The organism is Pantoea sp. Cr_R13, from assembly GCF_029222565.1.
Taxonomy (GTDB): domain Bacteria; phylum Pseudomonadota; class Gammaproteobacteria; order Enterobacterales; family Enterobacteriaceae; genus Pantoea; species Pantoea eucalypti.
The window spans coordinates 431,500-442,444 of sequence record NZ_JARHXL010000019.1; the positions used below are offsets into that span (position 1 = coordinate 431,500).

At 53.1% G+C, this 10,945-nt stretch carries 10 protein-coding genes, 1 tRNA gene and 2 rRNA genes; 10 read left to right on the plus strand and 3 right to left on the minus strand.

What is annotated here, in order from left to right:
- The first annotated feature begins 6 nt into the window (after positions 1–6).
- The 10 genes from accC to P2R09_RS21565 all read left to right on the plus strand — a co-directional run bounded on the left by accC (position 7) and on the right by P2R09_RS21565 (position 10,359).
- Positions 7–1,356 carry an acetyl-CoA carboxylase biotin carboxylase subunit gene (accC, locus tag P2R09_RS21520; protein WP_003855240.1) on the plus strand — a complete coding sequence of 450 codons (1,350 nt, stop codon included), beginning with the start codon at positions 7–9 and terminating at the stop codon, positions 1,354–1,356.
- Positions 1,357–1,427: 71 nt separating this feature from the next.
- Positions 1,428–1,670: a YhdT family protein gene (locus P2R09_RS21525; protein ID WP_140916426.1), complete on the plus strand. Its 243-nt coding sequence runs from the start codon at positions 1,428–1,430 to the stop codon at positions 1,668–1,670.
- A complete protein-coding gene (gene panF, locus P2R09_RS21530; protein ID WP_275772804.1) occupies positions 1,660–3,105 on the plus strand; it encodes a sodium/pantothenate symporter in 1,446 nt (481 codons plus the stop codon). The genes P2R09_RS21525 and panF overlap by 11 nt, the downstream gene beginning before the upstream one ends.
- Before the next feature lie 16 nt (positions 3,106–3,121).
- Positions 3,122–4,003: a 50S ribosomal protein L11 methyltransferase gene (prmA, locus tag P2R09_RS21535; protein WP_275772806.1), complete on the plus strand. Its 882-nt coding sequence runs from the start codon at positions 3,122–3,124 to the stop codon at positions 4,001–4,003.
- Positions 4,004–4,370: 367 nt separating this feature from the next.
- The gene (gene dusB, locus P2R09_RS21540; protein WP_275772808.1) at positions 4,371–5,336 is read left to right on the plus strand and encodes a tRNA dihydrouridine synthase DusB; all 966 of its coding nucleotides are present in this window, start codon (positions 4,371–4,373) and stop codon (positions 5,334–5,336) included.
- A gap of 23 nt (positions 5,337–5,359) precedes the next feature.
- Positions 5,360–5,656 carry a DNA-binding transcriptional regulator Fis gene (gene fis, locus P2R09_RS21545; protein ID WP_003855228.1) on the plus strand — a complete coding sequence of 99 codons (297 nt, stop codon included), beginning with the start codon at positions 5,360–5,362 and terminating at the stop codon, positions 5,654–5,656.
- A 545-nt stretch (positions 5,657–6,201) separates the two neighbouring features.
- Positions 6,202–7,227: an amino acid ABC transporter substrate-binding protein gene (locus tag P2R09_RS21550; RefSeq protein ID WP_275772810.1), complete on the plus strand. Its 1,026-nt coding sequence runs from the start codon at positions 6,202–6,204 to the stop codon at positions 7,225–7,227.
- Between the two features lie 67 nt (positions 7,228–7,294).
- Complete coding sequence (locus P2R09_RS21555; protein ID WP_275772812.1) at positions 7,295–8,473, plus strand: amino acid ABC transporter permease; 1,179 nt, start codon at positions 7,295–7,297, stop codon at positions 8,471–8,473.
- A gap of 15 nt (positions 8,474–8,488) precedes the next feature.
- Positions 8,489–9,589, plus strand: coding sequence for an amino acid ABC transporter permease (locus P2R09_RS21560; RefSeq protein WP_275772814.1), 1,101 nt, complete (start codon positions 8,489–8,491; stop codon positions 9,587–9,589).
- An 8-nt stretch (positions 9,590–9,597) separates the two neighbouring features.
- Positions 9,598–10,359 carry an amino acid ABC transporter ATP-binding protein gene (locus P2R09_RS21565; protein ID WP_003855214.1) on the plus strand — a complete coding sequence of 254 codons (762 nt, stop codon included), beginning with the start codon at positions 9,598–9,600 and terminating at the stop codon, positions 10,357–10,359.
- Between the two features lie 219 nt (positions 10,360–10,578).
- Here the strand turns inward: P2R09_RS21565 and rrf (P2R09_RS21570) are convergent.
- The 3 genes from rrf (P2R09_RS21570) to rrf (P2R09_RS21580) form a co-directional block, all read right to left on the minus strand.
- Positions 10,579–10,694 (minus strand): 5S ribosomal RNA (gene rrf / locus P2R09_RS21570).
- A 34-nt stretch (positions 10,695–10,728) separates the two neighbouring features.
- Positions 10,729–10,804: transfer RNA gene (locus tag P2R09_RS21575), tRNA-Thr, on the minus strand.
- 14 nt (positions 10,805–10,818) lie between these two features.
- Positions 10,819–10,934: ribosomal RNA gene (gene rrf, locus P2R09_RS21580) — 5S ribosomal RNA — on the minus strand.
- Positions 10,935–10,945: the final 11 nt, after the last annotated feature.

Genomic DNA, 10,945 nt, shown 5'->3' on the forward strand with positions numbered 1-10,945 from the left:
CAGATCATGCTGGATAAAATTGTTATTGCTAACCGTGGTGAGATCGCACTGCGCATTCTGCGTGCCTGTAAAGAGCTGGGCATTAAGACTGTCGCGGTACACTCAAGCGCGGATCGTGACCTGAAGCACGTGCTGCTGGCAGACGAAACTGTCTGCATCGGCCCGGCGCAGTCAGTTAAAAGTTACCTCAATATCCCGGCGCTGATCTCTGCTGCAGAGATTACCGGCGCGGTGGCGATTCACCCAGGCTACGGCTTCCTCTCTGAGAATGCCGATTTTGCCGAGCAGGTTGAGCGCTCCGGCTTTATCTTTATCGGCCCGAAAGCAGACACTATTCGCCTGATGGGCGACAAAGTCTCTGCGATCAATGCGATGAAGAAAGCTGGCGTCCCAACCGTTCCGGGTTCTGACGGTTCACTGACCGATGATATGGATAAGAACCGTGCCTTTGCTAAGCGCATCGGTTATCCGGTCATCATCAAAGCCTCTGGCGGCGGTGGCGGTCGTGGTATGCGCGTCGTGCGCAGCGACAAAGATCTGGAACAATCCATCAACATGACGAAAGCGGAAGCCAAAGCGGCATTCAGCAACGACATGGTTTACATGGAGAAGTATCTGGAGAATCCACGCCACATTGAGATTCAGGTACTGGCTGATGGTCAGGGCAACGCGATCTATCTGGGCGAACGTGACTGCTCAATGCAGCGTCGTCACCAGAAAGTGGTCGAAGAAGCGCCAGGCCCAGGTATCACTGAGGAACAGCGTCGGTTTATCGGCAATCGCTGTGCTAAAGCCTGTATTGAAATTGGCTATCGTGGCGCAGGTACGTTTGAGTTCCTGTATGAAAACGGTGAGTTCTACTTCATTGAGATGAACACCCGTATTCAGGTGGAACATCCGGTGACCGAGATGATCACCGGTGTTGATCTGATCAAAGAGCAGCTGCGTATCGCCGCAGGCCAGCCGTTGTCGATCAAACAGGAAGATGTGATCATTCGCGGACATGCGGTCGAGTGCCGTATCAACGCCGAAGATCCCGTGACCTTCCTGCCAAGCCCGGGTAAAATTACTCGCTTCCACGCGCCAGGCGGTTTTGGCGTGCGCTGGGAGTCGCATATTTATTCAGGCTATACCGTGCCGCCTTATTACGACTCTATGATCGGTAAGCTGATCACTTACGGCGAATCACGCGACGTGGCCATCGCCCGCATGAAAAATGCACTGGCGGAACTGATCATCGACGGTATCAAAACCAACGTTGAACTACAGATGAAAATCATGTCCGACGAAAACTTCCAGCACGGTGGAACCAATATCCACTATCTGGAGAAAAAACTCGGCCTGCACGAGAAGTAATCGCAACGCTGAGTAGTCAGAGGCCGGTTAATCCGGCCTTTTTCTTTTTCCGCTGGCGTTAAGGTTGAATCATGGACGCTCGTTTTGTACAGGCTCATAAAGAGGCGCGCTGGTCGCTCTGGCTCACCCTGCTCTGGCTCGCGGCCTGGGGGCTCTCTGCCTGGCTGGGTGGCAGTGAAATCGGTGTCACCGGTCTGCCGCGCTGGTTCGAACTCTCCTGCCTGTTTGCTCCCCTGTTGTTCATTTTCCTGTGCTGGATGATGGTGCGGGTCATTTTCCGCGACATGCCGCTGGAGGATAAAAGTGAACAGTGAAATTATCCTGCCATTGCTAATTTATCTTGTCGTCATTGCCGCGCTGTCGGTATTTGCCGTTCGTAAAAGACGCGAAGGCAGTTTCCTGACGGAATATTTCCTTGGCAGCCGCTCCATGGGCGGGTTTGTACTGGCAATGACGCTTACTACCACCTATATCAGCGCCAGCTCGTTTATTGGTGGCCCCGGTGCTGCCTATAAATATGGGCTGGGATGGGTGTTGCTGGCGATGGTGCAGGTGCCCGCCGTCTGGCTGTCGTTAGGTGTGCTGGGGAAAAAGTTTGCCATTCTGGCGCGTAAGCATAATGCGGTGACGCTGAATGACATGCTCTACGCCCGCTATCAGAGCCCGCTGCTGATCTGGCTGGCGAGCCTGAGCCTGCTGATCGCCTTTATCGGTGCCATGACAGTGCAGTTTATTGGCGGGGCGCGGCTGCTTGAAAACGCCGCAGGTATCCCCTATGACACTGGTCTGCTGATTTTTGGCGGCACTATCGCGCTTTACACTGCGTTCGGCGGATTCCGTGCCAGCGTGCTGAATGACGCGATGCAAGGCATTGTGATGCTGATTGGCACCTTTCTGCTGCTGTTCGCGGTGATTCATCAGGCTGGCGGCCTGAGCACGGCCGTGCAGAAACTGCATGACATCGACCCTGCTCTGCTGTCGCCGCAGGGGCCCGGCGAAATCATTACACCCACCTTCCTCAGCTCGTTTGTCGTGCTGGTCTGCTTTGGCGTAATTGGCCTGCCGCATACTGCGGTGCGCTGCATCTCATATAAAGACAGCAAAGCCGTACATCGTGCCATTATTCTCGGCACTATTGTGGTGGTGATTCTGATGCTGGGGATGCATCTGGCCGGTGCGCTGGGCCGGGCAATTCTGCCTAACCTGACTGTGCCGGATAGTGTTATTCCTGTCCTGATGATTACCGTACTGCCACCGTTAGCCGCCGGATTGTTTCTGGCAGCACCGATGGCCGCGATCATGTCGACCATTAATGCCCAGCTGTTACAGGCTTCAGCCACGCTGATTAAAGATCTCTATCTGCGTGTTGCACCGCAACAGCTGGAAAATGAGACGCGGCTACGACTGTTATCTGGCACCATTACCTTCGCACTGGGTCTCCTGCTGCTGATTGCGGCATGGAATCCACCCGATATGATTATCTGGCTCAACCTGCTGGCATTTGGCGGCCTTGAGGCGGTTTTCCTGTGGCCGCTGGTTCTGGGCCTCTACTGGGAACGCGCTAATGCCGCTGGGGCCATCACCGGCATGGTGGTGGGGGGAGGCTGCTACGCTTTTCTGGCGAGCCTTAACCTGCAGATACTGGGTTTTCACCCCATTGTGCCCTCACTGCTTTTGAGCCTGCTGGCATTTTTAGTGGGCAACCTGTTTGGACGCGCGCCGCAAGCGGTCGACGCGCCGCAACACTGACGGAAAGAGAGACGTTATGCCGTGGATTCAAATCAAAATTAACAGCTCAGGTGAACATGCGGAAACGCTGAGCGATGCGCTGATGGACATCGGTGCGGTTTCAGTGACTTTTCAGGATACCCATGACACGCCGGTGTATGAGCCACTGCCAGGCGAAACGCGTCTGTGGGGTGATACTGATGTGATCGGCCTGTTCGATGCGGAAACTGACATGGCTGTCATTACTGCCGAGCTGGAGCAGCATCCGCTGCTGGGCGCCGGTTTTCGCCACCGGATCGAACAGATCGAAGACAAAGACTGGGAACGCGAATGGATGGAAAACTTCCACCCAATGCGCTTCGGCGAACGCCTCTGGATCTGCCCAAGCTGGCGTGACGTGCCGGATCCCGATGCCGTCAACGTGATGCTTGACCCGGGACTGGCGTTTGGAACGGGTACCCACCCCACTACCTCACTTTGCCTCACCTGGCTTGACGGTCTGGATCTGGACGGCAAAACAGTGATCGATTTTGGCTGTGGATCGGGGATCCTGGCGATCGCCGCATTGAAGCTGGGTGCGGCTCAGGCAATTGGCATTGATATTGATCCGCAGGCCATTCAGGCCAGCCGGGATAATGCAGAGCGCAACGGCGTCTCTGACCGCCTGTCACTTTATCTGCCCCACCAGCAACCTGACAACCTGCAGGCTGACGTGGTGGTCGCGAATATTCTGGCCGGTCCGCTACGTGAACTGGCACCGCTGATCAGTGTACTGCCGAAGTCTGGTGGACACCTGGGCCTTTCGGGCGTCCTGGAGAGCCAGGCTGAGAGCGTCTGTGAAGCATATGTCAGCGAGTTCACACTCGACCCGGTTGCCGTTAAAGAGGAGTGGTGCCGAATTACTGGGATTAAATCCTGAATCTGGCGCCTGTCTACCCCTTCTGATATCGCACTGACCGGCCCACAGTGCCTTAACAGAACATTCAACCAGCCCGCAGCGTAAGCTGCGGGATTTTGCGATTTGAAATGGATGCTTGTATCGTTAATCACGTTATGTGACGTTTTTTATCTGGTGAATTGACGTACTTTTCTGGAAAAACTTTTGTTCACAATTTCAGCATAAAAAATTAACTGACTGATATTTAAGGTTAATAATCATAATCCCCGATCATCATCCGGATTTCATTGATCTTTCTTGCTGATTGTTCAAAGTTTGGCCTTTCATCTTCCTGCAAAAATGCGTAATATACGCCGCCTTGCAGACACAGTATGGCCATTCTGACTTCATGCGTATTGGAAACCTCCAGCTGAGAAATCGACTGATTGCAGCACCGATGGCCGGTATTACCGACAGGCCGTTCAGGGCGCTGTGTCACGAAATGGGTGCAGGTATGGCAGTTTCTGAGATGTTGTCTTCTAACCCGGAAGTGTGGGCTAGCGACAAATCCCGATTACGCATGGTTCACAGTGATGAGCCAGGCATTCGCGCTGTGCAAATTGCCGGTTGCGATCCCAGTGAAATGGCGCAAGCTGCACGCATTAATGTTGAGGCTGGTGCACAGGTTATCGACATTAATATGGGATGCCCTGCCAAGAAGGTTAACCGCAAAATGGCGGGTTCAGCCTTGCTGCAATATCCCACCGTGGTGGAGTCTATCCTCTCCGCAGTGGTTAATGCAGTGAATGTGCCGGTTACGCTGAAAATTCGTACTGGCTGGGATCCTGAAAACAGGAACTGTGTCGCGATTGCCCAATTGGCTGAACGCTGCGGTATACAGGCTCTGACGATACATGGTCGCACTCGTGCCTGCCTGTTCAACGGAGAAGCTGAATATGACAGCATTCGGACAGTTAAGCAGAGTGTTTCCATTCCGATTATCGCGAATGGAGACATAACTGACCCGCATAAAGCCAGAGTGGTGCTCGACTATACAGGGGCCGATGCTCTGATGATAGGACGCGCTGCTCAGGGAAGACCGTGGATCTTCCGGGAAATCCAGCATTATCTGGACACTGGGGAGTTGCTTGCCCCGCTGCCAATGGCAGAGGTCAAGCGCTTGCTTGTTTCGCATATACGTGAGCTGCACGACTTTTACGGTTCAGGCAAGGGATACCGTATAGCGCGAAAGCACGTCTCCTGGTACCTGCAGGAGCACGCCCCTAATGACCAGTTTCGGCGCACATTCAACGCCATTGAGGATGCCAGCGAACAGCTGGAGGCGTTGGAGGCATACTTCGAAAATCTTGCGTAACGAAATAAAGAGCTGAAAGAACTATGTTCGAACAACGCGTAAATTCTGACGTACTGACCGTTTCTACCGTTAACTCACAGGATCAGGTAACTCAAAAACCTTTGCGTGATTCGGTTAAACAGGCACTGAAGAACTATTTTGCTCAACTGAATGGTCAGGATGTGAGCGACCTGTATGAGCTGGTTTTGGCTGAAGTCGAGCAGCCTCTGTTGGACATGGTGATGCAGTATACCCGTGGCAACCAGACCCGTGCTGCCCTGATGATGGGTATCAACCGCGGTACGCTGCGTAAGAAATTGAAAAAATACGGCATGAACTGATTTTTAGTTCTGTCTGTTAATCACGCCAGCCTTCGGGCTGGCGTTTTTATTTGTGCCTGTTCACACAAATTCACCGCCAGACTAGTGAAACATTTGCAGGTAATATGGTAACTATAGTTGCAATCGCTGGCGTGATATTTCACCTTCTCGCTTTTGCTCGTGCTGATTTGACTTAATCTCTCTTCTGAGCACCACCCAGCCCCAATCCCCGTCAGTGCTGGGGATGTGACTTTCTACGCATTAAAAAGCAATACCATCCCTTCGTACATATACGCATGAGCGATTGCTCACACTGCTCCCATATAGTGAAACTATTTGCACTAATTGTGATCGAGTCGACTCGCATTGCTTCCTTTTGGTGCGCCATATTAGCGAAACTTTCTAAGTACTTCCGATTATTAACCGTTCTTTCATAGGAATTCAGGATTCTGCAAAACTGGCATCAGCTTTGCAAAGTCGTGGATGGCTGACCGCCATAGACAGGAAAAAAACGCACATTAAAGTGCGCAAACATAACAACATGATCCCGCCACACAGGATGCTTTATGAAAAAGATGATGCTCTCTACGCTGATCGCCGCCGCCTCACTGGTTGGCATTGCTCAGCAAGCACACGCAGGCACCACTCTGGATGCGATAAAGAAAAAAGGTTTTGTTCAATGTGGTATCAGTGACGGCCTGCCGGGCTTCTCCTACGCAGATGCGGGTGGCAAGTTTACCGGTATCGATGTAGATGTGTGTCGGGCGACGGCTGCCGCTGTGTTTGGCGATGCGACCAAAGTGAAATATACCCCGCTGACTGCGAAAGAGCGCTTCACCGCGCTGCAGTCAGGCGAAGTGGATGTGCTCTCACGCAATACCACCTGGACTTCATCGCGCGATGGCGGCATGGGCTTTCTGTTTGCGGGCGTGAACTATTACGACGGTATCGGCTTCCTGACTCACAAGAAAGCCGGTCTGAAAAGTGCGAAAGAGCTGGATGGCGCGACGGTCTGTATTCAGTCAGGTACCGATACCGAGCTGAACGTGGCGGACTACTTTAAAGCCAACAAAATGCAATATACGCCAGTGACCTTTGACCGCTCTGATGAATCTGCGAAAGCACTGGATAGTGGACGCTGCGATACGCTGGCATCTGACCAGTCTCAGCTTTACGCCTTACGCATTAAGCTCGGCAAGCCTGACGACTTTATTGTTCTGCCAGAAGTGATCTCCAAAGAGCCGCTGGGGCCATTGGTACGTCGTGGTGATGATGACTGGTTCACCATCGTCAAATGGTCGCTCTATGCCATGCTGAATGCGGAAGAGATGGGGATTAACTCGAAAAACGTCGACCAGATGACAGCCAAACCAACGACACCAGACATGGCACACTTCCTGGGTGCCGAAGGTGATTTTGGTAAAGACCTGAAACTGGATAATAAGTGGGCCTACAACATCGTTAAGCAGGTAGGTAACTACCAGGAAAGCTTCGATCGTAACGTCGGTAAAGATAGCGCACTGAAGATCGCACGTGGCCAGAATGCGTTGTGGAATCAGGGCGGTATCCAGTACGCACCACCGGTACGTTAACAGACCTCACCAATCGGGCACCGTATTCTGCGGTGCCCTGCCCCAGCTCTCGTATTGAGGTTTCAACATGTCACAACGCCCAACCGTGAAAAGGGATTTTTCATTTGGTAATCCCACGGTTCGCGCCTGGATTTATCAGCTCATAGCAGTCGTCGCGGTGCTTGGTGTGGTGGGTTATCTGGTGCATAACACCATTATTAACCTGGACAATCGCGGCATTACATCGGGGTTTGGATTTCTTGAACGCACTGCCGGCTTCGGCATCGTTCAGCATCTTATCGAGTATACGGAGGGAGATACCTACGCGCGCGTGTTTCTGGTCGGATTAACCAACACGCTGCTGGTCTCTGCGCTCTGTATTGTTTTCGCGTCGATTCTCGGATTCGCGGTCGGTCTTGCCCGCCTGTCTGACAACTGGCTGCTGCGGAAGCTCTCAAATATCTATATTGAAACTTTCCGTAATATCCCGCCTTTGCTTCAGATCTTCTTCTGGTACTTCGCGGTATTACGCAATCTGCCAGGCCCACGCCAGGCGCTGAATGCGTTTGATCTGGCGTATGTCAGTAATCGCGGACTTTATGTTCCGTGGCCGACCTATGCACCTGGCAGCTGGCCGTTTGTTATCGCACTGCTTCTGGCGGTAGCGGTGAGCTATGCTCTATACCGCTTTAACCGCCAGCACCAGTTAAAAACCGGTGAGTTACGTCGCACCTGGCCCGCAGCCGTTGGAATGCTGGTTCTCTTTCCTTTGCTTGCGCATCTTGGGTTTGGCGCAGCGATGCACTGGGATGTGCCGCAACTGCGTGGATTCAATTTCCGCGGCGGCTCGGTGATGATACCGGAGCTGGCGGCACTGACGCTGGCACTGTCGATCTATACCTCATCGTTTATCGCTGAAGTGATCCGCTCAGGGATTCAGTCTGTGCCACATGGTCAGCATGAAGCCGCCCGATCGCTGGGTCTGCCGAATCCGGTAACGTTGCGCCAGGTCATCATCCCTCAGGCCATGCGCGTCATTATTCCGCCGCTGACCAGCCAGTATCTGAACATCGTAAAGAACTCCTCACTCGCCGCCGCTATCGGTTATCCCGACATGGTGTCGCTGTTTGCCGGATCGGTGCTCAATCAGACCGGTCAGGCTATTGAGACGATCGCTATCACGATGGGCGTTTACCTGATTATCAGTCTGCTGATATCGATGCTTATGAACTTCTATAACCGCAAAATTGCGCTAGTTGAGCGTTAAGAGAACGGGATAACTATGTCTGTGACTACGCATGAAACGCCCCCCGTCCCGACGACGCCTGTCAGTCGCGCCTGGCTTTGGGCTCGTAAAAATCTATTTTCCAGCTGGTTTAACGCGTTACTGACGCTGTTCTGCATCTGGGTAATCTGGCACGTTATTCCGCCCGCGCTGAACTGGCTGGTCTTTCAGGCAAACTGGATTGGCACCACGCGCGCCGATTGCACCAAAGAGGGAGCCTGCTGGGTCTTTATCCATGCGCGTTTCGGCCAGTTCATGTATGGGCTTTATCCGCATGAGTTGCGCTGGCGTATTAATCTGGCGCTGGTGATCGGCCTGGTGTCGATTGTGCCGATGTTCCTGAAGAGCCTGCCGTATCGTGGACGCTACATTGCGGCATGGGCAGTGATCTATCCGGTGATTGTTTGGTTCCTGCTGTATGGCGGGTATCTGGGGCTGGAGCGTGTCGAAACACGTCAGTGGGGCGGATTAACGCTGACGTTGATTATCGCTTCGGTCGGTATTGCCGGTGCGCTGCCGTTAGGTATTTTGCTGGCGCTTGGCCGTCGTTCACGTATGCCGGTGGTCCGCACGCTGTCGATTATCTTCATTGAGTTCTGGCGTGGCGTGCCGCTGATTACCGTGCTGTTTATGTCATCAGTGATGCTGCCGCTGTTTATGTCTGAAGGCACTAACATCGACAAGCTGGTGCGCGCACTGGTGGGCGTCATTCTGTTCCAGTCCGCCTATGTGGCAGAGGTGGTTCGCGGTGGTCTTCAGGCACTGCCTAAAGGCCAGTATGAAGCAGCCGAGTCTCTGGCGTTGGGGTACTGGAAGACGCAGATGCTGGTGATTCTGCCACAGGCGCTGAAACTCACCATTCCCGGTCTGGTTAACACCATTATTGCACTGTTTAAAGATACCAGCCTGGTCATCATCATTGGTCTTTTCGATCTGTTCAGCAGCGTCCAGCAGGCAACGGTCGATCCGACCTGGCTGGGGATGTCGACTGAAGGTTATGTCTTTGCTGCACTGGTCTATTGGATTTTCTGTTTTAGCATGTCGCGCTACAGCCAGTATCTGGAAAAGCGCTTTCACACCGGGCGTACATCGCACTGAGGTTTTACATGACTGACTCTATGACACACACTTCCGACGCGTTGATGATTTCGCTTGAGAACGTGAATAAATGGTACGGGCAGTTTCACGTACTGAAAGACATCAACCTGCAGGTCAAACCCCGTGAACGCATCGTGCTGTGCGGGCCTTCCGGCTCCGGCAAATCGACGACGATCCGCTGTATTAATCATCTGGAAGAGCATCAGCAGGGTCGCATTGTTGTTGACGGTATCCACCTAAACGATGACGTGCGTAACATTGAGCGCGTGCGCACCGAAGTGGGCATGGTATTTCAGCACTTTAACCTCTTCCCGCATCTGACCGTATTGCAGAACTGTACGCTGGCACCTTCGTGGGTGAGAAAGATCCCTAAGAAGGAAGCAGATGAACTGGCCATGCATTATCTGGAACGCGTGCGCATTGCCGAGCATGCCCATAAATTTCCAGGCCAGCTCTCTGGTGGACAGCAGCAACGTGTCGCCATCGCCCGCTCACTCTGTATGAAGCCTAAAATTATGCTGTTTGATGAGCCAACGTCAGCGCTGGATCCTGAGATGGTTAAAGAAGTGCTGGATACGATGATTGGTCTGGCTGAAGACGGGATGACCATGCTGTGCGTCACCCATGAGATGGGCTTTGCCCGAACCGTGGCTGACCGGGTGATCTTTATGGATCGGGGTGAGATCGTCGAAGTTGCGCCACCGCAGGAGTTCTTTGCGAACCCTAAATCGGAGCGCACACGGGCGTTTTTATCGCAGGTTATTCACTGATTACTGGCTCAGTGATCTTACAACCCGGCCTGGTGCCGGGTTTTTTATTTCCTGAAAACTGTCTGAATGCGCTCATTGCGTGGATGTACTGATGTACTGATGCACTGATGCACTGATGATAAACGTGAAGAGTGATGGACTGCTATGAGGGCGTTTTATTGCGGACTTCCACAACGAAAAAAGCCCTTCGCATACGCGAAGGGCTCTCTCTTATTTGATGCCTGGCAGTTCCCTACTCTCGCATGGGGAGACCCCACACTACCATCGGCGCTACGGCGTTTCACTTCTGAGTTCGGCATGGGGTCAGGTGGGACCACCGCGCTACAGCCGCCAGGCAAATTCTTTTATTTACCGAACTCGTGTCTTAACTGGTGCTGATACCCAGAGTCGAACTGGGGACCTCACCCTTACCAAGGGTGCGCTCTACCAACTGAGCCATATCAGCACACTAAATTTGATGCCTGGCAGTTCCCTACTCTCGCATGGGGAGACCCCACACTACCATCGGCGCTACGGCGTTTCACTTCTGAGTTCGGCATGGGGTCAGGTGGGACCACCGCGCTAAAGCCGCCAGGCAGATTCTGTT

What these genes read in the sequence shown, in the direction of transcription:
- P2R09_RS21525 (WP_140916426.1), top strand. Translation starts at nt 1,428, where the DNA reads ATGGACGCTCGTTTTGTACAGGCTCATAAAGAGGCGCGCTGGTCGCTC.
- dusB (WP_275772808.1), top strand. Translation starts at nt 4,371, where the DNA reads ATGCGTATTGGAAACCTCCAGCTGAGAAATCGACTGATTGCAGCACCG.
- P2R09_RS21560 (WP_275772814.1), top strand. Translation starts at nt 8,489, where the DNA reads ATGTCTGTGACTACGCATGAAACGCCCCCCGTCCCGACGACGCCTGTC.
- P2R09_RS21565 (WP_003855214.1), top strand. Translation starts at nt 9,598, where the DNA reads ATGACTGACTCTATGACACACACTTCCGACGCGTTGATGATTTCGCTT.
- P2R09_RS21550 (WP_275772810.1), top strand. Translation starts at nt 6,202, where the DNA reads ATGAAAAAGATGATGCTCTCTACGCTGATCGCCGCCGCCTCACTGGTT.
- fis (WP_003855228.1), top strand. Translation starts at nt 5,360, where the DNA reads ATGTTCGAACAACGCGTAAATTCTGACGTACTGACCGTTTCTACCGTT.
- accC (WP_003855240.1), top strand. Translation starts at nt 7, where the DNA reads ATGCTGGATAAAATTGTTATTGCTAACCGTGGTGAGATCGCACTGCGC.
- P2R09_RS21555 (WP_275772812.1), top strand. Translation starts at nt 7,295, where the DNA reads ATGTCACAACGCCCAACCGTGAAAAGGGATTTTTCATTTGGTAATCCC.
- prmA (WP_275772806.1), top strand. Translation starts at nt 3,122, where the DNA reads ATGCCGTGGATTCAAATCAAAATTAACAGCTCAGGTGAACATGCGGAA.